Annotated in this window: 17 protein-coding genes; 13 read left to right on the forward strand and 4 right to left on the reverse strand. The window is 66.9% G+C overall.

The window, feature by feature from the left end:
• Positions 1-5: 5 nt before the first annotated feature.
• Complete coding sequence (locus FHT32_RS00845) at positions 6-1739, forward strand: S-layer protein (RefSeq protein WP_176662782.1); 1734 nt, start codon at positions 6-8, stop codon at positions 1737-1739.
• Positions 1740-1770: 31 nt separating this feature from the next.
• Here FHT32_RS00845 and FHT32_RS00850 read toward each other — a convergent pair whose 3' ends face one another.
• Positions 1771-2520, reverse strand: coding sequence for a TerC family protein (locus tag FHT32_RS00850; protein WP_176662783.1), 750 nt, complete (start codon positions 2518-2520; stop codon positions 1771-1773).
• 547 nt (positions 2521-3067) lie between these two features.
• Between FHT32_RS00850 and gspD the strand changes: the two genes are divergently transcribed.
• Positions 3068-5737 (forward strand): type II secretion system secretin GspD, encoded by a 2670-nt coding sequence (gspD, locus tag FHT32_RS00855; protein ID WP_176662784.1) that lies wholly within the window; start codon positions 3068-3070, stop codon positions 5735-5737.
• Between the two features lie 29 nt (positions 5738-5766).
• On the opposite strand, the gene FHT32_RS00860 is transcribed toward gspD, so the two are convergent.
• A complete protein-coding gene (locus FHT32_RS00860; protein ID WP_371132113.1) occupies positions 5767-6549 on the reverse strand; it encodes a winged helix-turn-helix domain-containing protein in 783 nt (260 codons plus the stop codon).
• 346 nt (positions 6550-6895) lie between these two features.
• Here FHT32_RS00860 and FHT32_RS00865 point away from each other — a divergent pair, with 346 nt between their 5' ends.
• From FHT32_RS00865 to FHT32_RS00900, 8 genes are all read left to right on the forward strand, one after another.
• A complete protein-coding gene (locus FHT32_RS00865) occupies positions 6896-8242 on the forward strand; it encodes a hypothetical protein (protein WP_176662785.1) in 1347 nt (448 codons plus the stop codon).
• Between the two features lie 329 nt (positions 8243-8571).
• On the forward strand, positions 8572-10065 hold the full coding sequence (locus tag FHT32_RS00870) for an NCS1 family nucleobase:cation symporter-1 (protein WP_176662786.1): 1494 nt from the start codon (positions 8572-8574) through the stop codon (positions 10063-10065).
• A 42-nt stretch (positions 10066-10107) separates the two neighbouring features.
• On the forward strand, positions 10108-10845 hold the full coding sequence (locus tag FHT32_RS00875) for an aspartate/glutamate racemase family protein (RefSeq protein WP_176662787.1): 738 nt from the start codon (positions 10108-10110) through the stop codon (positions 10843-10845).
• A 14-nt stretch (positions 10846-10859) separates the two neighbouring features.
• Positions 10860-11618: a GntR family transcriptional regulator gene (locus FHT32_RS00880; RefSeq protein ID WP_176662788.1), complete on the forward strand. Its 759-nt coding sequence runs from the start codon at positions 10860-10862 to the stop codon at positions 11616-11618.
• Between the two features lies 1 nt (position 11619).
• The gene (locus FHT32_RS00885; protein WP_176662789.1) at positions 11620-12159 is read left to right on the forward strand and encodes a helix-turn-helix transcriptional regulator; all 540 of its coding nucleotides are present in this window, start codon (positions 11620-11622) and stop codon (positions 12157-12159) included.
• A 120-nt stretch (positions 12160-12279) separates the two neighbouring features.
• Positions 12280-14046: an EAL domain-containing protein gene (locus tag FHT32_RS00890; RefSeq protein WP_176662790.1), complete on the forward strand. Its 1767-nt coding sequence runs from the start codon at positions 12280-12282 to the stop codon at positions 14044-14046.
• Positions 14047-14103: 57 nt separating this feature from the next.
• Positions 14104-15090, forward strand: coding sequence for an NAD(P)-dependent oxidoreductase (locus FHT32_RS00895; RefSeq protein ID WP_176662791.1), 987 nt, complete (start codon positions 14104-14106; stop codon positions 15088-15090).
• 148 nt (positions 15091-15238) lie between these two features.
• The gene (locus FHT32_RS00900; protein WP_176662792.1) at positions 15239-16729 is read left to right on the forward strand and encodes a nucleobase:cation symporter-2 family protein; all 1491 of its coding nucleotides are present in this window, start codon (positions 15239-15241) and stop codon (positions 16727-16729) included.
• A 45-nt stretch (positions 16730-16774) separates the two neighbouring features.
• Here FHT32_RS00900 and FHT32_RS00905 read toward each other — a convergent pair whose 3' ends face one another.
• Positions 16775-17632: an aldo/keto reductase gene (locus FHT32_RS00905; protein WP_176662793.1), complete on the reverse strand. Its 858-nt coding sequence runs from the start codon at positions 17630-17632 to the stop codon at positions 16775-16777.
• 31 nt (positions 17633-17663) lie between these two features.
• Entirely contained in the window at positions 17664-19088 is a 1425-nt protein-coding gene (locus FHT32_RS00910) for a HAMP domain-containing sensor histidine kinase (RefSeq protein ID WP_176662794.1), read from the reverse strand.
• Positions 19089-19439: 351 nt separating this feature from the next.
• Here FHT32_RS00910 and FHT32_RS00915 point away from each other — a divergent pair, with 351 nt between their 5' ends.
• Genes FHT32_RS00915 through FHT32_RS00925 form a run of 3 tightly spaced genes read left to right on the forward strand, consistent with a single transcriptional unit; the run spans position 19440 to position 22408 of the window.
• Positions 19440-20525, forward strand: a complete 1086-nt coding sequence (locus FHT32_RS00915; protein WP_176662795.1) for a tartrate dehydrogenase — start codon at positions 19440-19442, stop codon at positions 20523-20525.
• Positions 20526-20561: 36 nt separating this feature from the next.
• The gene (locus tag FHT32_RS00920) at positions 20562-21512 is read left to right on the forward strand and encodes an ABC transporter permease (RefSeq protein ID WP_132752728.1); all 951 of its coding nucleotides are present in this window, start codon (positions 20562-20564) and stop codon (positions 21510-21512) included.
• Positions 21509-22408, forward strand: coding sequence for an ABC transporter permease (locus FHT32_RS00925; RefSeq protein ID WP_176662796.1), 900 nt, complete (start codon positions 21509-21511; stop codon positions 22406-22408). The genes FHT32_RS00920 and FHT32_RS00925 overlap by 4 nt, the downstream gene beginning before the upstream one ends.
• The last annotated feature ends 1 nt before the right edge of the window (position 22409 follow it).

Genomic DNA, 22409 nt, shown 5'->3' on the forward strand with positions numbered 1-22409 from the left:
CCGCCATGCATACCGCTCCGATCGTTCGCTCGACTCCCCTTCCGTTCCGCCGCTCGCTGTTCTCCACCCTCGCCGTCGGCACGCTCATGCTGGCCGGCTGCGGCGGCGGCGGCGGCAGCGGAAGCGCCGGCGGCCCGGCCTTCCTTCCCGTGGCAACCGGCAACCCGCCCGCCGTCGCTCCCGCGCCCGCGCCCGCGCCCGCTCCTGCACCCGCCGCCGATCCCGGCCCGGCCGCGCCGGCCGGCCGCTGGACCGTGGGCGACCTGCACATCCACACGATGCAGTCGGACGACACGCAGCAGGTCACCACGCTGGACCAGGTGCTGTCCAAGGCCTTCGACAAGTTCGGCCTCGACTGGGCCGCGATTTCGGACCACCTGCGCCTGTCCTCCTACGACAACGACGGCAACAAGCTGGCTGCTTCGATACCCTTCTCCGAAGGCATGGCCAAGTACCAGGTGCCGCGCATCAAGGCGCTGCAGGCCAGCGGCAAGTACGCTGACAAGACCATCTTCGCGGCCTTCGAATGGGACATGCCCTCGCACGACCACGGCAACGTCGGCATCCTGACCGACAACCCCATGTCTGACGCCGCGCTCAAGGCAGCGAGCCAGTTCGAATACCTCTTCACCAACCGCGACGCGGCGCTGTTCCCGGCCGCAGACGTCACCGCCTGGGGCCCGAAGGCCGGCACCGGCTACAACACGCACGCCGAGACCATGGCCGCGATCGCCTGGCTCAAGAAGAACTACCCCGACACCAGCTACCTGCAGATCAACCATCCCTCGCGCAACCCCGGCAAATACACGATCGCCCAGCTGCGCGAGATGAACGACCTGGCGCCGAACATCGTGTTCTCGCTCGAAGGCATGGTCGGCAACCAGATGGAGCCCGACCGCGGCGGCTACAACAGCGCCTATACCGACGCCAACCTGCCCTCGCGCACCTACGGTGGCGTGGACTACCTCGTCGCCAAGCTCGGCGGCACCTGGGACGCGCTGCTCTCCGAAGGCCGCCACATCTGGAACGTGGCCGACTCCGACTACCACTTCACCATCTCGAAGGGCCAGTACAGCAGCGGCTACGCGCCGGGCGAGTACGCGAAGAACCACCTGTTCGGAGACATCAAGGATCCGAAGTCGCTGCTCGCGGCCATGCGCTCGGGCAAGCTCTTCGCGGTGAACGGCGGCCTGATCGACGCGCTCGACTTCAAGGTGCAAGGTGCCAAGGCTTCCGGCGAGATGGGTTCGGAAGTGGCAGCCAAGGCAGGCGAAGACCTGAAGATCACCATCCGCTTCAGGAGCCCGGAGCGCAACAACTTCGAATACCAGCTCGGCAGCGGCATCTTCGCCAACGTGAAGCCGGTGGTCGACCACATCGACCTGATCGCCGGCGACGTGACCGGCCCGGAGCTGCCCGGCACGGCGGGCTATTCGCGCGACACCAACCCGTCGACACGCGTGCTCAAGCGTTTCACGCGCAGCGACTGGAAGCTCGATGCCGACGGCTACTTCACGGTGAGCTACACGGTGAAGGCAGGCAGCAACCAGTACTTCCGCCTGCGCGGCACCAACCTGGGCACCGACGTGCCCAACGAAACCGCAGGCGGCGAGCCGCTCTTCGACGCGCAGACCACCGGCACCGACAACGTGGCGCGTTTCAACGCGATCAACGCACGCAACTACAGCGACCTCTGGTTCTATTCGAACCCGGTGTTCGTGAAGGTCGCGGCGCAGTAGCCAGGCGGCCGAACGTCGCGCGGCCTGCGCTTCAATCGCCAGGCATGCGCGGCGGGTTCAGTTCCACGCGCCGAGCCGCCTTCTTGCGCATGCGGATGTTGAGCATCTCCACGATCAGCGAGAACGCCATCGCGAAGTACACATAGCCCTTGGGCACGTGATGGTCGAAGCCCTCGGCCACGAGCACCACGCCCACCACCACCAGGAAGGACAGCGCCAGCATCTTGATGGTCGGATGGGCCGAGACGAAGCGGCCGATGGGGCCTGCGAACAGCATCATCAGCAGCACCGAGGCGACCACGGCCGCGATCATCACGCGCACGTCGTCCACCATGCCCACGGCGGTGATGATCGAGTCGAGCGAGAACACCAGGTCGATGATCATGATCTGCAGGATCACCGAGGCGAAGGTCGCCTTGGCGGCGCTCTGCTTGTGCTCATGCTCGCCTTCGAGCGACTGGTGGACCTCGCTGGTGCTCTTCCAGATGAGGAACAGCCCGCCCAGGATGAGGATCAGGTCGCGCCCCGAGATCTCCTTGCTGAACACGGTGAAGAGCGGCGCCACCAGGCCGACGATCCACGCGAGCACCAGGAGCAGCCCGATGCGCATGAACATGGCCATGAAAAGGCCGATGCGCCGCGCGAACTCCCGCTGGGCCAGGGGCAGCTTGTCGACCAGGATCGAGATGAAGATGATGTTGTCGATACCGAGGACCAGCTCCAGCGCGGTCAGGGTGGCGAAGGCGATCCAGACCTGGGGGTCGGTAAGAAGTTCGAGCATGGAACGACGCAGTTGCAGCACGTGCGGCCGGCGGCCGCTGCGGGCGAGCGCATCTTAAGGGTCCCCGCGCGCCAGGCGCCAGCGTCCCCTCGCCTCATGGGCCATTGCGTGCCAGAGGGCTGCAATGGCGGCCAAGGCCGCGAGCGGACCCCGTCGCTGCCGCATGCCGCAAAGTTCGTGAAGGCACCTCGCCAGCCATCCCGGCCCGGGCGCCAGCCGATTGCATGCAAAATTGAGGTTCTCAATTTCATTTAGACGGCTAGTGGCAAGAAGGCAAATCAGCGAGCATGCGTGCCCGGAAGCCCCGGACGGCGCATCCATCTTCCGGCATAGCCCCAAGCAGCAACGATGTGGATCGGTGCGGAAACTCAAACCATCGTTGTCGGCCCCTGATGCCGTTTTGCTCCGCGATTCGAACATGCACGAGGAACCGGCCGGCCATCGGCCCGGAAGGCGGCCGCTCGTTCCAGCCCTCGCCATGCCCGGGCGGAAGAGCCTTGCAGCTGCGAAGTACCCCTGCCACCGCAGGTCTTGCGGGCACTGACGCATGAAGGCATCGCTTCCCGCCGCGCGCGGCGTTCGCGCAGCATGCCTCGGCCTGCTGCTCTGCGGCGCATTGGGGCTGGCCCATGCGCAGAACACCATCAAGGCGGTGTCGGGCTACGTGCAGCATGGAGCCGCGGTCGTCCAGATCGACCTGGCGCAGCCGCTCGATGAGCTGCCGGGCGGATTCGCCATACAGAACCCTGCGCGCATCGCGCTCGACTTTCCCGGCGTTGCCAGCGAAGTCGGCCGCGCGGCCGTCGAGGTGAACCAGGCCAACCTGCGTTCGATCAATGTCGTGCAGGCGGGAGAACGCAGCCGGGTCGTGCTGAACCTGTGGCAACCCGCTTCGTACAAGACCGAGATACAGGGCAGTTCGCTCAAGGTCACGCTGCAATCCGCCAGCGCTGCCGCCGCCCCGACGCCAGCTCGCACGCCCGCCAGCGCCAAGGCAGCGCCCGCCGGCGGCGAGCCCATCACGCTGAACTTCTTCAATGCAGACATCGAGGCGGTGGCCCGCACCATGGCGGTGGTCACCGGCCGCGACGTGGCGATCGACCCGCGGGTGAAGGGCACGATGAACCTCGTCACCGAGCGAGCGATCCCCCCGGCCGCGGCCTTCGACCAGTTCGCCCTCGCGCTGCGCCTGCGCGGCTTCGCCCTGGTGGAAGCCGAAGGGCTCTACAAGGTGGTGCCCGAGGCCAGCGCCAAGCTGCAGAGCGGCACCGTCAATACCTCGATCGGCGCCATCCCGTCGAACGCCGGCAACCAGGTCGTCACGCAAATCTTCAGGCTCAACTACGAGTCGCCGAACAACCTGCTGCCGGTGCTGCGCCCGCTGATCGCGCCGAACAACAGCATCAACGTGAACCCGGGCACCAACTCGCTGGTGATCACCGACTACGCCGACAACATGCGCCGGCTCGCGCGCGTCATCGCGTCGCTGGATGTTCCGAACGCGTCCGACGTCGAGATCATCCAGCTGCGGTACGCACTTGCCACCGACATCGTGCCGATGCTGCAGCGGCTGATCGACGGCGGCAGCTCGGGTGCATCGGGCGGGTCGGCCATTTCAGGCATGTCGGGCACGTCGGGGTCGCCGGATGCGGCGCCCATCGCGAGCGCAGCGGACTCGTCGTTCCGCACCACGCTGATGGCCGACCCGCGCAGCAACTCCGTGCTCATGCGGGCTGCCAACCCGGCGCGCATGCAGCTCGTGCGCGCGCTGGTCGACAAACTCGACCGCGCGCCGGCGGACACCGGAAACGGCGCCGCCGGCAACATCTACGTGGTCTACCTGAAGAATGCGGATGCGGTGCGGCTCGCCGTCACGCTGCGTGCCGCGATGGCGGCGGGCCAGCAGAACGCGACCCAGGCTGCAGGCGGCGGCGTTTCCCAGCAAGGCCAGCAGCAAGCCTCGCCGGCGGGCCCGAACGGCGGCGGCCAGGGCGGCGCTTCGAGCGCGGCCGACGCGCCGCTGAACAACGCGAACCAGCCCTCCACCGGCGGCCAGATCCAGGCCGACCCGTCGACCAATTCGCTGATCATCACCGCCTCCGAGCCGCAATACAGGCAGATGCGCGCGGTGATCGACAGGCTCGACGGCCGGCGCGCGCAGGTGATGATCGAAGCGCTGATCGTCGAAGTGAACGCCAGCAAGGCCGCGAGCTTCGGTGTGCAGTGGCAGAGCGCGCTGGGCCGCAACGCGGTCATCGGCACCAATTCCAGCCTCAACAGGAACAACATCCTGGCGCTGACGCAGGCGCTGGCCACGCGCAACGCCGCCGGCGTGGCGGGCCAGATCCCGACGGGGCTGAACATCGGCGTCGGAGCCAGGATCGGCGGACAGTACGTGCTGGGCGCCATCGCCAACTTCTTCAGCAGCGACGGCGATGCCAACATCCTCTCCACGCCCAACCTGCTGACGCTGGACAACGAGGAAGCCCGCATCGTGATCGGCCAGAACGTACCCTTCGTCACGGGCCAGTACGCGAGCGCGGCCGGTTCGGTCGGCGTCAATCCGTTCACCACCGTGGAACGCAAGGACGTGGGCCTCACGCTGCGGGTGCGCCCGACCATCAACGAGAACGGCACGGTGAAGCTCACCATCTTCCAGGAGGCCTCGACGGTCGACCAGAACACGGTGAACAACCAGAACGGCCCGACCACCAACAAGCGTTCGATCGAGTCGAACGTGCTGGTGGAAGACGGTGGCCTGGTCATGCTCGGCGGCCTGCTGTCCGACACCTACAACAACACCATCGAGAAAGTGCCGCTGGCGGGAGACGTGCCGGTGGTGGGCAATCTGTTCAAGAACGAGAACCGGACGCGCACCAAGAGCAACCTGATGATGTTTCTGCGTCCCGCCGTGATGCGCGATGCAGACTCCGTGGAGTCCTTCTCCTACGGCCGCTACGACGAGATCCGCAGCATGCAGCAGCGCACGCAGCCGGACACCGGCAACCTCATGCTGCGCGCGGTGGACGCAGCGCCGCTGCTGCCCAACGCGCCGCTCGTGCGCGCACCGGGCCGAAGCGGCAGCACGCGCATGGAAGGCACCGAACTCATCCCGCCACCGCGGGCTGCCTCCGATGGCCGCGAACTCGCGCCGAGCCCATTGCGCGGCGCGCTGCCGCCGACGGCCGACCCCGTGAGTGCGCGCGAACTGCCGTAGGACGAACGGAGAGACTGCAGGAGGCTCGCTCAGGAGCGAGACCGGAGTTCGAGCACGTAACCCTCGCCTCGCACCGTGTGCAGCAGCTTCACGTCGAACGGTGCATCGACCTTGTTGCGCAGGCGCAGTATGGCCACGTTGATCGCGTTGGTGGCGGGATCGAACTCCGTGCCCCAGACTTCGCGGGCGAGCGTTTCGCGCGACATCACGCGCCCCTGGTTGCGAAGCAGGGCAAGCAAGAGCACGAACTCCATCCTGGTCAGCCCGAGGTCCTTGCCGTCGCGGCGGCACGTCGCATCGCGCTCGTTGATTTCCAGATCGCCCAGCCACAGTATCGGCTGGGGGCGTGCAACGCAGTTGCGCGCCAATGCCCTGATGCGCGCCAGCAGTTGGGGCATCGTGAAAGGCTTGACCAGATAGTCGCTCGCGCCAAGTTCCAGCCCCGCCAGGCGCAGGGCCACGCTGTCGCGCTCGGTAAGAACGAGCAGGGGAGCATTCGTCTTGCGCCGGATCGATCGCACGGCACTCAGTCCTGCGCTGCCGAGCTGCATGGAGTTCAACAGAACCAGCGAATAGTCCCGTGCAAGCGCAGGGGTCGCTGCCGCATTGGTGCCGCGCGCTATATCGATCATTACCCCCCGCTGCTGCAGCGCTTCATTCATCGAGTCGCAAAAGCTGGAGCGATGATCGACGAGCAATATCCGGGTGACATCTATATCTTCGGCCGGCCTCTTAACCGGGCCCGTCGAGACTTCGATGAGTGAACCACTCGATTCGGGTTCGAGAGAAAGTTGGGAATCCAGCAGCCGCACAGTTTCTCCTTCCAAAGCGCCAAGATGGAGCTACCGCGCCGTTATATGTTTGCTTCAAATCATTGATCTAATTCATTACTTAGGAAGATGATCGGTCTTTTCATCTTCCTGAATGTGGAACGTTCGTTCCTTTCCTTGTCGAGGTGATCCAGGCTGAGCGCAGCCTGACACGGATCGACCCGAACGGGGAAATATCGTTACTGCATGAAATTCATTTCGGCGCTGTCATCGACTGTTTTCGAGAGCCCGTTAGGTCGTTCCCTGTGCCACTCGTGCACGTCATCGGGAATATCGAATGAGAAAAGCATCTTCTCTCCCCGTCTTTCAACTCGCAGGAGTTCTGGTGGTGAGCCTGACTGCAGGCTGTGTCGTTCAACCACCGGCCCCGGTAGTCCGCACCGTCGTGCAGCCCGCGCATGTAGTCGTCGCCACACCGCCGGTCGTGAGCGTCTATGTCGATCCGCCGCTGTATCAGCCTCCTCCCATCGCGGTGGCATGGGCTCCGCCACCGATGCTCGTGGAAGCGCCACCGCCCTCACCGTTCGTAGGAGCGGTGTGGACCGGCGGCTACTGGACATGGCACGGCAACTGGGTGTGGGCCGCAGGCCGCTGGTCCGCGCCTCCACAGCCCGGCTATGGATGGGTGCAGCCCTATTACGAGCATCGCGACAACGTGGTGGTCTTCGTCGCAGGCCATTGGTCGCCGCCGGGCGTCGCGTTCGTGCCGCCGCCCCTGGGCCTAAGCCTCGCGGTGTCGGTGGCGGCTGCCGGCGTGGTGGCAGGGATCGCTCCGATCGGGCCGCCGGGCGTGTTCGTTCCCGCGCCTCCCGGTTCGCGGCTCGGCCTGATCGTGCCTGCCCCGATCGGTACGCCGCCGGCGGTGGTCGTGAGTGCGCCGCCGGTCACCAACGTCGGCATGCGCGTGCAGAACACCACGATCAACAACGTGACGAACAACACGACGGTCAACAACATCACCAACGTCACGAACATCACCAACAACAACCAGACAGTGAAAGTTGTGGCGCCCGCCAGCGCGACCGCGAGTGGGCGGCCGTTCGAAGCGGCGATACCGGCAAGCGCCCACCTTGCCGCTGCACTGCCGCCCGTCGTGCGTGCGATGGCGCCCGTTCCGGCGAGCGCGAAGCCGGTCGCCGCGCTGCCGGTCGATCGCCAGCCACCGCCCGTAGCACGGTCGGCGGAAGCTGTCCGCCCTGCGGCTGCCGGCACTCCTGCCGCACAACAGGCTGCTGCCGGTCACTCGCCTTCGCAGCCGCCCTCTGCGCCTCAGGCACAGCACGAGCCGCAGGGCCGTCCCGAGGCGCAGGCGCATGGCGAGCCCTCGCCGCATCCTGCACCGCAGTCGCGTCCCGAGCCGCTCATGTCCGAAGCGCCTGCCAAGACACCTGCGCCTGCGATGGCCTCGCCGACACCGGCGCAGCCTCGCGCCGAGATGCCTCAACGACCGAAGCCGCCGACCGAAGATCCTCGAATGGCACATCAAGGGCGCCCGGCATTCGCAGCGCACGACGGAGGCGATCAGAAGCTCCAGCGTCCGCCAAGGCCGATGCCAGCACCGGCAGTTCCCGCGCCCAGACCGCACCCGGCAGCGCCCCCGCATGGGCATCCCGAGCATCCCCCGGCTCCGCACGAACACGCCGCTCCGCCGCACAAGAAAGAGCACGGCCAGTAAGGTCGTCACGCGCGCCACGCCGCCGCATCGGGCGGCACCGGCCCTGTAGCGGCGCACCTCACGAGTGCATCGCTACGCGGCCTCGCCCCATCCCGAGGCATCCGGCCTCCCTGTCTCTCCAGCCTTTCTCTCCCTCGGTCCGCGCATGCCCGCGCGTTGGCGCCGCACCCGGCGCCAACGCGAGAAACCTCAGGGATTACACCGATATATGAGTTCTCGAATGACCTTGATTGCGTTCGTTTTTTGTATACAAATAACGCACTCGATAATCCGGCGCGAAATTTGCGTCAAAACCGGTTCTGATCCACCCACCCGCAAGAGGTAAGACCATGAGCACAGTCGTCAGCCAGGCCCCCACGGGGGCGAGCGAAGCCGGCATTGCGCCGCACGCAGAATCGAACGCAGTCATCAAGCCGGGCTACCACCCGCGGCTGACCAACGAAGACCTCGCTCCGCTGAAGAAGCAGACCTGGGGGCAATACAACATCTTCGCGTTCTGGATGTCCGACGTGCACAGCGTTGGCGGCTACATCACCGCGGGCAGCCTCTTCGCGCTGGGCCTTTCGAGCTGGCAGGTGCTGGTGTCGCTGCTGGTGGGCATCGTGATCGTGCAGATCTTCTGCAACCTCGTGGCCAAGCCCAGCCAGGTGACGGGCGTGCCCTACCCCGTGGTGTGCCGCGCGCCCTTCGGCGTGCTGGGCGCGAACATCCCGGCCATCATCCGCGGGCTGATCGCGGTGGCCTGGTACGGCGTGCAGACCTACCTCGCCTCGGCGGCCTTCATGGTGCTGGCGCTGCACATGGCGCCGGGTCTGGCGCCGTATGCCGAGGTCACGAAGTACGGCTTCGCGGGCCTCTCCGCCCTGGGCTGGGTCGCGTTCATGGTCATGTGGGTGCTGCAGGCCTTCGTGTTCTGGCACGGCATGGACGCGATCCGCAAGTTCATCGACTGGGCCGGCCCCGCCGTGTACGTGGTCATGGCCATCCTGTGCGGCTGGCTGGTGTGGAAGGCCGGCTGGAGCAGGATCGACCTGAACCTGGGCGGCATCAAGTTCCAGGGCTGGGACGCGCTGCCCGTGATGCTCTCGGCCATTGCGCTGGTGGTGAGCTACTTCAGCGGCCCAATGCTCAATTTCGGCGACTTCTCGCGCTACGGCAAGAGCTTCGAAGCGGTGAAGAAGGGCAACTTCTGGGGCCTGCCGGTCAACTTCGTGTTCTTCTCGCTGCTGACGGTCATCACCACCGCCGCCACGCTGCCGGTGTTCGGCGAGCTCATCACAGACCCTGTGCACACCGTGGGCAAGATCGACAGCACCACCGCAGTCGTGCTGGGCGCGCTGACCTTCATGATCGCCACCATCGGCATCAACATCGTCGCGAACTTCGTCTCGCCCGCGTTCGACTTCTCCAACGTGGCGCCGCAGCACATCAGCTGGCGCACGGGCGGCATGATCGCCGCGGTGGGCTCGGTGTTCCTCACGCCGTGGAACCTCTACAACAGCCCCGAAGTCATTCACTACACGCTCGACGTGCTGGGTTCCTTCATCGGCCCGCTGTTCGGCATCCTCATTGCCGACTACTACATCGTGCGCAAGCAGCGCATCGACGTGGACGCGCTCTACAGCATGAGCCCCAAGGGCGAGTACTGGTACAGCGGCGGCTACAACCCGAAGGCGATCCAGGCGCTGGTGCCGGCGGCCATCGTGCCCATTCTTTGCGTGATGGTGCCGACGCTGCGCGGCGCCGCCAACTACGCGTGGTTCATCGGCATGGGCCTGGGCTTCATCATCTATGCCGTGCTGAACCGCAGCGACAAGACTTGAATCATCGGTTAGTCAGATAGACAGAAAGAAAGGGACCGCGCCGTGCGCATCAAGATCATCAATCCGAACACCACCTGGAGCATGACCGAGAAGATCGGCGCCTGCGCCCGCGCGGTGGCGCAGGCCGGCACCGAGATCGTCGCAGTGAGCCCGGCCATGGGGCCGGTGTCCATCGAGAGCCACTACGACGAGGCGCTGGCCGTGCCGGGTCTGCTGCAGGAGATCGCCGCGGGCGAACGCGACGGCATCGACGGCTACGTGATCGCCTGCTTCGGCGACCCTGGCCTGAAGGCTGCGCGCGAACTGGCACGCGGCCCCGTGGTGGGCATCGCCGAGGCGGCCATGCACCTGGCCAGCATGATCGGCAGCCGCTTCAGCGTGGTGACCACGCTGGGCCGCACCATCGGGCAGGCCTGGCACCTGGCCGAGATCTACGGCATGGAACGCTTCTGCGCCAACGTGCGCGCCTGCGAGTTGCCAGTGCTCGAACTGGAGGAGCCCGGCTCGGGAGCCCGGGAGCGCATCGTAGAGGAGTGCCGCCGCGCGCTCGAAGAAGACGGCACCGACTGCATCGTGCTCGGCTGCGCCGGCATGACCGACCTGTGCGAGCACATCGAGGGCGTGCTGGGCGTACCGGTGATCGATGGCGTGGCCGCGGGCACCAAGCTCATCGAGTCGCTGGTGACGCTGAAGCTGCGCACCAGCAAGCGCGGCGAGCTCGCAAAGCCCCTGCCAAAGCCCATCATTGGCGCACTCGAAGGCTTTACCCTCGCGCGGTAAGCCACAATCTGCGCATGCCCCGCGCCAGTTCCAGATCTTCCGCCTCCCCTGCCGCCGCCGCCGCTCCCGAAGAGAGCGGCGCGGCCGCAGCCGACAAGAACAGCTCCATCGAAAGCATCGCCAACGACATCGCCACCGCAATCGTCGAGAAGCGCCTGCCGCCCGGCACCTGGCTGCGCGAGGAAGCGCTGGGCCGCGTGTATTCGGTGAGCCGCACCAAGGTGCGCGCGGCGCTGCTGATGCTGTCGAAGGACAAGCTCATCGAGATGATTCCCGACAAGGGCGCCTTCGTGAGCCAGCCCTCGGTGGAGGAAGCTCGCGAGGTGTTCGCGGTGCGCCGCATCCTCGAGAGCGAGGTGGTGCGCCTCTTCATCGCCGGCGCACGGCCGCGCGACTACCAGGCGCTGGAGCAGCACATCAAGTTCGAACGCACCGCGCTGCGCCAGAGCACCACCATGGGCACGGTGCGCGAAAAGCTGCTGGGCGATTTCCACGTGACGCTGGCCGAGGCCACGGGCAACCGCACGCTGGCCGAACTGGTGCGCGAACTGGTAGCGCGCAGTTCGCTGATCGCGATGCTCTACCACTCCTCGAACGACCCGCACTGCTCGTCGGACGAGCACGCCGAGTTCCTGCGCCTGTGCCGCAAGGGCGACGTCGAGGCCGCGGTGAAGAGCATGACCGAGCACCTGGAGCGCATCGAGGCCAGCCTCGAACTCGGCACCGAAAAACCCGACCGGCAGCTCGACCTGGTCAAGGCGCTGCTGGCCTGACATGCGCAGGAACCTCGGCCTCGCGCTGCGCCAGATGCGGCTGCTGCGCGGCATCAAGCAGGCGCATTTCGCGCAGCTGATGGGCGTGAACCAGGCGACCGTCTCGCGCTGGGAGCGCGGACAGCTGGCACTTTCCCCGGCGCAGCAGGCCGTGGCGCACCGGCTGCTCGCGGCAGCGTGCGACTCGACGCAGGACGCCGCGCTGAAGCGGCTGATCGAGTCGTCCATGCGCAAGGTGCACCTGGTCTGCGACCGAACGCACCGGCTGCTGGCCGCGTCGCCCTCGCGCCAGTCCGAATGGCGCGCCGACGCCAGCGAATTCATCGGCCGCTCGCTGATCGGCTATGCCTCTCAGGAGATCCTCGAAGCCGAGGCCACGCTCGACGGGCTGGGCTGGCACGCGGGCGAGCTGTCGTCGCTGGAGATCGCCACCGGGCCGAACACCGACCGCGTCGTCCCGATCCTCCCCGGACGCGTGCTGTGGGAGCGCATCGCGCTGTCCGACGGGCGCGCGGGGCGCATCGTCACCACCGTCGCCTGACCATGCCGACGGCAGGGCGGCCGGTGCACCTGTCACATAAATACGGCATGCTGTAGCCCAAAAAGGCTACTCGCTTGTTTTTCTTCCGCGCGAGAGCCGCCGACGAACAACCTCCACAGCATGCCCCGGCCCTCCCCGCCCAGCGCCCCGCCGCATCCTGCGATCGCTCCGTTCTTCCAGCCCATCGTGGACCTGCGCCAGGGAACGATCTTCGGTCACGAGGCCTTGATCCGCAGCGGCGCCGGCATCGCCCTCCCAGGCCCCGAGGCGCTGCTCGCGCAGGCAGCCGCCGAATCCCGGCTGACCGGCTTCGAGCTGCACTGCGTGGAGGCGGTGTTCGCACATTGGGGCCGGCTGAACAAGCCGGGCCGGCTCTTCGTGAACATGAGCGCCGACACCCTGATCGAGGCCATGGACGCCTCCGGCGGCACCTGCCGGCTCGAACGCATGCTGGCGGACCACGGCATCGCGGTGCGCGACGTGACGGTCGAACTCACCGAGCAACGCGCCGCTGCCGATGCCGGGGCATTGCAGGAGGCGGTCAAGGCGCTGCATGCGCTGGGCGCGCGCATCGCGCTCGATGACTTCGGCGAAGGCCACTCCAACCTGCGGCGCTGGAAGGAACTCCAGCCCGACTTCGTGAAGATAGACAAGCTGCTGACCCAGGGCATCTGCGACTCCCCGCAGAGCGTGGCAATGGTGCGTGCCATCGTCGGCCTGGGCATTGCGATGGGCACCGAGCTCATCGCCGAGGGCGTGGAAAACACCCAGGACCTGCGCGTGCTGCGCGACCTCGGCATCGCCCAGGGCCAGGGCTTCCTGTTCGGCCCGCCGGCGCCGCACCTGTTGGCGGCGCTGCCCGAGCCCGTGGCGGCCGCCATCTCGGACAGCCGCATCGCGGTGATGCCGCATGCATCGCAAACCTCGCAGCCCAACGTGCTGCGCAGCCTGTCGATCATCCAGGCGCCAGCACTCCACCCGCTGACGCCGGTCGACGAGGTCGCGGCTGCTTTCCAGAAGCACCCCCAGCTGCATGCGTTGGCCGTGGTCGAAGGCGCAACGCCGGTCGCGCTGATCAACCGGCAGTCGTTCATGAACGACTACGCGCGGCTGTATTTCCGCGAGGTGCACGGCCGGCGCCCGTGCCTGGCCTATGGCAGCAGCACGCCCTTGATCGTGGAGCGCGAGGAGAACGTCGAGAGCCTGCTCGGCATCCTGATGTCGGAAGACCAGCGCTACCTGAACGAAGGCTTCATCGTGACCGAGAAGAAGCGCTATGCGGGCCTGGGCACCGGCGACCAGCTCGTGCGCGCGGTCACCGAGGCGCGCATCGAGGCGGCGCGGCACGCCAATCCGCTGACCTCGCTGCCGGGCAATATCCCCATCAACATCCACATCGAACGGCTGCTCGACAGCGGTGCCGAGTTCGCGGCCTGCTATGCCGACCTGAACAGCTTCAAGGTGTTCAACGACCATTACGGCTACTGGCGCGGCGACGAGATGATCCTGCTGCTCTCGCGGCTCGCGGCGCAGCATGCGGACGCGCATCGCGACTTCGTCGGCCACATCGGCGGCGACGACTTCCTGATGCTGTTCCAGAGCCCCGACTGGCACCAGCGCTGCGCACGGCTGATCGAGGCCTTCAACCGGCAGGCACCCGGCCTCTACGACGAAGCCGACCGGCAGGCCGGCGGCATCGAAGGCGAGGACCGGCACGGCGTGGTCCGCTTCACGCCTTTCGCCACGCTGGCCATCGGCGCGGTGCGCATCCCGCCGGGCATGTTCAGGCACGCAGAAGACGTGGCCAGCGAGGCCGCCATCGCGAAGCACGACGCCAAGCAGGCAGCCTCCGGCCTCACGGTGCGCGAGGCAAGACCCCGCGCTTGAGAATCACGCATAACTTATGCGTGGACGGTCCAGGCGCCCGGCGATAGTCTCGCGGCCATGACCATCCTGATCACCGGCAGCGCCGGACACCTGGGCGAGGCACTGATGCGCAAACTGCGCGCCACCTCACAGGACGCGCGCGGCATCGACATCACACCTTCCGCCTTCACCGACCGCACCGGCACCATCACCGACCGCGCCTTCGTGCGCGACTGCATGAAGGGGGTGCGCACCGTCATCCATGCGGCCACGCTGCACAAGCCGCACGTGGCGACGCACAGCCTGCAGGCGTTCGTCGACACCAACATCACGGGCACGCTGGTGCTGCTGGAGGAGGCGGTTGCCGCGGGTGTCGAGTCGTTCGTGTTCACGAGCACCACAAGCACCTTCGGCTCCGCGCTCACGCCCGCCGAGGGCGTGCCGGCCGCATGGATCACCGAAGACGTGGTGCCCGTTCCCAAGAACATCTACGGCGTGACGAAGACCTCGGCCGAGAGCCTGTGCGAGCTGTTCCACCGCAGGCAGGGCCTGCCCGTGGTGGTGCTGAAGACTTCGCGCTTCTTTCCCGAGGAGGACGACGACGCGGCGGCGCGCAGCCTGCATTCGCTGGACAACGCACAGGCCAACGAGCTGCTGCATCGCCGGGCCGACATCGAGGACGTGGTGCAGGCGCATCTTCTCGCCGCCCGTCGCGCGCCGGCCGTCGGCTTCGGCCGCTACATCGTCTCGGCCACCACGCCCTTCACCCGCGAAGACCTGACGATGCTGCGCGAGGACGCAGCCGCCGTGCTGCAGCGCCTCTTTCCCGAAGCGGAGGCGCTCTATGCGGCCAGGGGATGGGCGCTGCCCCGGCGGCTCGACCGCGTCTATGTGAACGAGCTGGCGCGGCGCGAGCTCGGATGGAAGCCACAGCATGACTTCGCGCACGTGCTGCGCTGCCTGCGCGAATGCCGCGACTTCCGCAGCCAGCTCGCGCGCGACGTGGGCAGCAAGGGCTACCACGCGCAAACCTTCGATCAAGGCCCCTATCCAGTCGTTATGTAGGCCCTGCACCGGATTCGGGTTTTCCTGAGTCCGGATTGTTGCATAAGTTGTATACAGTTTGGCGTACACAATGAGGTGTGCGCATGCCCAGCCGTGTCGCCCGCCTCTCCTCGATCAATCCCTCTCTCGCCGCAGCAGGAGACACACGATGACGGCCGACAGCACCCCCTCCACAGTCCATCCCGTGGACCAGCGGCTTCCCACCGGCAAGCTCGCGGCCCTCGGCCTTCAGCACGTGCTGGTGATGTATGCGGGCGCCGTCGCGGTGCCGCTGATCGTGGGGCGTGCGCTCAAGCTCAGCCCCGACGAGGTCGCGCTGCTGATCTCGGCCGACCTGTTCTGCTGCGGCATCGCCACGCTGATCCAGGCGCTGGGCGCCACGCAGTTCTTCGGCATCAAGCTGCCGGTGATGATGGGCGTGACCTTCGCCTCCGTTGCGCCGATGGTCGCCATCGCCAACGCAAACCCCGGCCAGAACGGCGCACAGCTTCTCTTCGGCGCCATCATCGGCGCGGGCGTGGTATCGATACTGATCGCGCCGCTGGTCAGCCGCATGCTGCGCTTCTTTCCGCCGGTGGTCACCGGCACCATCATCGCGGTCATCGGCATCAGCCTGATGCGCGTGGGCATCAACTGGATCTTCGGCAACCCCGTGGGCCCGACCGCTCCGGCGCTGGTCGATCCGGTCTATGCGAAGTGGCTCGCGGAAGTGACCTCGCCGGGCAGCTCCATTCCCGCCGTGCCCAAGGGCTTCGCGATCATGCCGACGGTGCCCAATCCCAAGTACGCGGACCTCTCCGGCTTCGGCGTTGCGGCCCTGGTGCTGGTGTCGATCCTGCTGATCGTGAAGTACGCCAAGGGCTTCGTCGCCAACATCTCGGTGCTGCTGGGCATCGTGATCGGCGCTGTCGTCGCCTCGGTCACCGGGCTCATGACTTACGAGAAGGTGGGCAAGGCCGCCTGGGTAGACATCGTGCTGCCCTTCCACTTCGGCATGCCGCAGTTCGACCCCATCCTGATCCTCACGATGACGCTCATCATGATCGTGGTGATGATCGAATCCACCGGCATGTTCCTCGCGCTCGGTGAAATGACCGACCGCAGGATCAGCCAGAAGGACCTGGCGCGCGGCCTGCGCACCGACGGCCTGGGCACGCTGATCGGCGGCATCTTCAACACCTTCCCGTACACCAGCTTCTCGCAGAACGTGGGCCTGGTGGCCGTCACGGGCATCAAGAGCCGCTACGTGTGCGTGGCCGGCGGCATCATCCTGATCGTGCTGGGCCTGCTGCCGAAGATGGCGGCGCTGGTCGAATCGCTGCCCACGGTGGTGCTCGGCGGTGCTGGCCTCGTGATGTTCGGCATGGTGGCCGCCACGGGCATCCGCATCCTCTCGGGCGTGGACTTCAAGAACAACCGGCACAACGCGATGATCGTGGCGGTGTCGATCGGCATCGGCATGATTCCGCTGATCGCTCCCAACTTCAAGCAATGGATGCCGCACGCCATCCACTCGCTGATCGAGTCGGGCATCCTGCTGGCGTCGATTGCGGCAGTGCTGCTGAACCTGTTCCTCAACGGCGCGAAGCAGGACGATCAGGCGATCATCGCGGCTGCGAAGCACGCAGACGCGCACTGATACGGCAGGAGAAAGGAGTGGAAGCGGGCTGCCGCTTCCCTGCGCTCAGATCATCGCCAGCGGCGTCTTCCGCCGCGGCGGCGGATGCAGGCGATCCAGTTCGGCCAGCGTTGCCGCATCGAGCCGCAGATCGGCAGCAGCCAGGTTCTCCTTCAGGTGCGCGCTGCGCACCGCCTTCGGGATTACGACCACGCCGGGCCGCGCGATCACGGCTGCCAATGCGAGCTGCGCGGCGGTCACGCCAAGCCTGGCGGCAAGTTCGGCCAACCCGTCGTCCTCCGCCAGCGCCCCCTGGTCGATGGGGCTGTAGGCCATCAGCGGCATGCCGCGCTCGCGCTGCCAGGGCAGCAGGCTGAACTCGGGTCCGCGTTCGCCGAGCGAAAGGTACACCTGGTTGGCCGCGCAGCCCGGGCCGTCGCCAGTCGCCTCCACCAGTTCTTCCATGTCGTCGGTGTCGAAGTTGCTCACGCCCCAGTGGGCGATGCGCCCGTCCGCCACCAGCGAATGCATCGCCGCCACCGTCTCGCGCAGCGGGTGGCTGCCGCGCCAGTGCAGCAGGTACAGATCGATGGCATCGAGCCCAAGCCGCTTCAGGCTGCGCTCGCAGGCGTCGCGCGTGCCGCGCCGGCTGGCGTTGTGCGGATAGACCTTGCTGACGATGAAGAGCTCCTCGCGCCGCACGTCGTTCGCGCGCAGCGCTTCGCCGATGGCCTGGCCGAGCACTGTCTCGGCACCACCCTCGCCGTACATCTCGGCGGTGTCGATGAGCCGATAGCCCAGCGCGATGGCTTCGCGCACGGCCTTGACCTCGTCGGCGCGGCGCTTCGCGTCTTCGCCCATACGCCATGTGCCCAGGCCGAGTACCGGCATCTCGCCGCCGGTGGGGAGTGGAAGTGTTCGCATCGGCCCATCCTAAGAGGGATGCGCCCTCTTGTCAGCCAGACGACGGCAGCCATACCGTTGCGCACAGGCCGCGTCCGCCGTCGCCGTCTGACAACGCGATGCGGCCACCGTGTTTTTCCAGCACCGACCTGACGATGGCCAGCCCCAGCCCGCTGCCGGACTGCGTCTGATCCGGGTTGCGGAAGAAGCGGTCGAATACCCGCTCGCGCAGCGCGGGCGGGATGCCCGGCCCCTGGTCGGTCACCTGCAGGACGGCTTCCGATGCCTCGCGCCCGACGCGCACCTCGACCGTGCCCCCATCGGGGCTGTACTTGATGGCGTTCTCCACGAGGTTGCTCACCATCGATATGAGGCTCTCGCGCTCGCCATGCACCGGCACAGGTGCCGCCTCGTCGCGCGCGAACTCCAGCGCGATGCCGCGCGCCCGCGCGAGCGAATCGACGAGCCGGATGCGGTCCTGCACCAGCTCGTCGAAGGCCAGGGTCGCGGGCATGGCGTCCCGCGGCATCTCGTCGCTGCGCATCAGCTGCTGCAATTGGCCTACAAGCCGCGCAGCGCGGTCGTTGCTTCGCAGCACGTTGGCCATGAGTTCGCGCTGGCCGGCATCGGCGGTCTGCGCCTTCAGGGCTTCGACGTTCACGCGCATCGCATCGAGCGGCGTGCGCAGCTCGTTCGCCGCGTCCGCGATCAGCCCGCGCTCGCGCGACGCACGGTCGCGCACGCTGCGCAGCAGGCCGTTGATGCCGTTCACCAGCGGCTGCAGCTCCTTGTGCGGCGGCTCGAAGCTCAGCGGGGAAAGATCGGCCGGGCCGCGCTCCGCGGTCTCCTTGGTCACCTGCCGCCACGGCCGCAGCGCGAGCATCACCGAAAGCCAGGCGGGGAAGACGATGAAAGGCAGGCTGATGGCCAGCGGCAGCAGGTAGTAGCTGCGGTGCTCGATGGTGAAGTTCAGGCGCAGCACGTCGGGCTCGGCCAGCAGCACGCGCGTGTCCAGCAGCGGTGAGGTCATCGAGCGGGCGCGCCACGCGCGCTCGCCGGCACGCACCTGCTCCACCCGCCCAGGCATCTGCGTGTGCATGAGTGGGGCGCTCGGCGTGGAGTTGTAGATGAGGCGGCCCTGCTGCCACACCTGCAGCACGGGCGCCCGGTCCTGATCGGATTTGAAGTCGCTCGAAGTCTCCTGCAGCGCCATGTCGAAGGCCTTGAGCGTCTGCTGCTGCCGCGCGGGGTCGAAGGCGAGGTTCTGCGCGCAGGCCATGATGCTCTGGAAGACCCTGTCGTAACGCACCAGCTCCGGCAGGCGGTTGGAGTCGTAGAAGAAGAACGCCAGCGTGGCGCTCCACAACAGCCCCGCCACCGCGATCTGCGCGAACAGCAGGCGACGCACCAGCGAGGGCTGGAGCCACCCTCGGATGCGGCCTGCGATCGCCTTCGCGGCAACGGACAAGAAGTTCATGGATCTCCTGGCGAGCGGTCTCTGCGGAACGCCTCGCGAGCGCGCGGAGTATCCGGCAGGGTCGCGCGGCCTGCTTCAGAAAGCCTTCATGCAGGAGGCCCAGGAGCCTTCGGGCGGCAGCCATCAGAAGCTTCAGCCTTCTAATTATTCGAATTCGAAGCCGGTTTAGCGGCGCACAATTTACCCTTCTTCATAGGGAAACGCGTCGGCATGGCCTTCTTATTTTGTCAAGTCGAACTGGGTGCGAACCCCCTGCGCAGGCCCGTTTCTCGCTTCTAGAATTTTTTCGAAAGCCTGCGTCACGAGCGCCGGTGTCCCCCGAAACGAACGAACTTTGAACAGGTTGAGTCAATGCAGAAAAAGCACAGGATTGCAGTCATTCCCGGAGATGGCATCGGCGTCGAGGTCATGCCCGAAGGGTTGCGCGTGCTCGACGCGGTCGGCCGCCGTTTCGGCATCGGCTTCTCCTATGACCACTTCGACTGGGGCTCCGACCACTACGTGCGCACCGGCCTGATGATGCCGGCCGACTGGGCCGACAAGATCCAGGGCCACGACGCCATCTACTTCGGTGCGGTGGGCGCACCCGACAAGGTGCCCGACCACATCGCCGTGTGGGGCCTGCTGATCAAGATCCGCCGCGACTTCGACCAGTACGTCAACCTGCGCCCGGTGCGCCTGATGCCCGGCGTGCCCGGCCCGCTGGCACACCGCAAGCCCGGCGACATCGACTTCCTGGTGGTGCGCGAGAACACCGAGGGCGAATACACCTCCGTGGGCGGCCGCCTGTTCGAAGGCACGCCACGCGAGATGGCGATCCAGGAAGCGGTCTTCACCCGCACCGGCGTGGACCGCATCATCGACTACGCGTTCCAGCTCGCCAACCGCCGCAAGCGCAAGAGCCTGACGGCCGCGACCAAGTCGAACGGCATCTCTATCACCATGCCCTACTGGGACGAGCGTCTGGCCGAGATCGCCACGCGCTACCCCGATGTGGCGACGAACAAGTTCCACATCGACATCCTGTGCGCGCATTTCGTGCAGCACCCCGACTGGTTCGACGTGGTCGTGGCCTCCAACCTCTTCGGCGACATCCTGTCCGACCTGGGCCCGGCCTGCACCGGCACCATCGGCATCGCGCCGTCGGCCAACCTCAACCCCGAACGCAAGTTTCCGTCGCTGTTCGAGCCGGTGCACGGCTCGGCGCCCGACATCGCGGGCAAGGGCATCGCCAACCCCATCGGCCAGATCTGGTCGGCCGCACTGATGCTCGACCACCTCGGCGGCGACGATCCCGTCTACGCACAGGCATCCGCCACCGTGCTCTCGGCCATCGAGACCGTGCTGAGCGAAGGCCCGCGCACCCGCGACATGGGCGGCACGGCCAACACGGTGGACGTGGGCCGCGCGATCGCCGAATGCATCTCGGCAGCATGACGCCCTGCATTCCCCTGAATGACCTGAGAGGCTGAGATGGGCCTGTTCCTGCTCAAGCGCACGCTGACGCTGATCGGCACCCTGATCGGCGCCTCGGTCATCGTCTTCCTCGTGCTCGAGATCCTGCCCGGCAACGCCGCGCAGATGCTCATGGGCCCCGACGCCTCGCCCGAGGCCGTCGCCGCCCTGGCCACCAAGCTCGGCCTCGACCAGCCGGCCTGGACCCGCTACTGGCACTGGATCGGCGGCCTGCTCACCGGCAACCTCGGCGACAGCTACGCCTACAGCTCGCCGGTGCTCGACCTGATCCTCGAACGCCTCGCGCTGACCGTGCCCCTGGCCGTGCTGGCGATGGCCTTCACGGTCGTGATCGCGCTGCTGGTGGGCGTGACCGCCGCGGCCCGCCACAACAAGCTCGGCGACGTCGGCCTCATGGGCATGGCCCAGGTCGGCATCGCCATTCCGAACTTCTGGTTCGCCATCCTGCTGATCCTGGTGTTCTCGGTGCAGCTGCAGTGGTTCTCCGCTGGCGGCTTCGAAGGATGGGGCGAAGGGATCTTTGCGGGCATCAAGTCGCTGCTGCTGCCTGCCCTTTCGCTGGCAGTGGTGCAGGCGGCGATCCTGGCGCGCATCACGCGCTCGGCCGTGCTCGAGGTGATGCGCGAGGATTTCGTGCGCACCGCGCGCGCCAAGGGCGTGTCGCAGCGCATGGTGCTTTGGACGCACGTGCTGCGCAACGCGATGATCCCGGTCATCACGGTGATGGGCATGCAGTTCTCCGAACTCTTGGCCGGCACGATCGTGGTGGAGAACGTGTTCTATCTTCCCGGCCTGGGCCGGCTGATCTTCCAGGCCATCAGCAACCGCGACCTGATCGTGGTGCGCAACTGCGTGATGCTGCTGGCGGCCATGGTGGTCATCGTGAACTTCGTGGTCGACGTGCTCTATGCCGTCATCGACCCGCGCATCAAGGCCAGCGACATATGAGCGCCATCAACCCGACCTCCGGCGCCCTGTCCGCCGCTCCCTCCGGCGTAGCACTGAAGGCCCCCGGCTTCTGGCGCCGTGCTGTGCGACACCGCAGCTTCTGCATCGGTGGCGTGCTCGCCGCGCTGCTGGTGCTTGCCGCGCTGCTCTCCTATGTGTGGACGCCGTACTCGCCCTACGGCATGGACATGGCGAACAAGCTGCAGGCGCCTTCCGCATCGCACTGGCTGGGAACGGATGCGTTCGGCCGCGACGTGGCTTCGCTGCTGCTGGTTGGCGCACGCGCATCCATCCTCGTGGGCGTGATCGCGGTCGGCATCGGGCTCGTGGTCGGTACGGCGCTGGGCCTGCTCGCAGCCGCCAAGCGCGGCTGGGTCGAGGAAGCAGTGATGCGGTTGTCCGACTTCACGCTGGCATTTCCCGCGATCCTCTCGGCCATCATGATGACGGCCGTGTTCGGCGCCGGCATCGTGAATGCCATCGTGGCGATCGGCATCTACAACATTCCGACCTTCGCGCGCATCACGCGGGCATCGGCCAACGCCATCTGGTCGCGCGAGTACGTCGCCGCCGCGCGCGCCTGCGGCAAGGGCCCGTTCTCGATCACCATGCAGCACGTGCTGCCGAACATCTCGGCGGTGCTGATCGTGCAGATCACCATCCGCTTCGCCATCGCCATCCTTGCCGAAGCCGCCCTCTCCTACCTCGGCCTGGGCACGCAGCCGCCACAACCGTCCTGGGGCCGCATGCTCAGCGAAGCACAGACCCTCATGTTCCAGCAGCCGCTGCTGGCCGTCTTCCCCGGCATGGCCATCGCGCTCGCGGTGCTCGGCCTGAACATGCTCGGCGACGGCCTGCGCGACCTGCTCGATCCGCGCCTCGCACGCGCCCGCTAAG

The organism is Variovorax sp. SG517 (assembly GCF_013376045.1).
In the GTDB taxonomy this organism is placed as follows: domain Bacteria; phylum Pseudomonadota; class Gammaproteobacteria; order Burkholderiales; family Burkholderiaceae_C; genus Variovorax.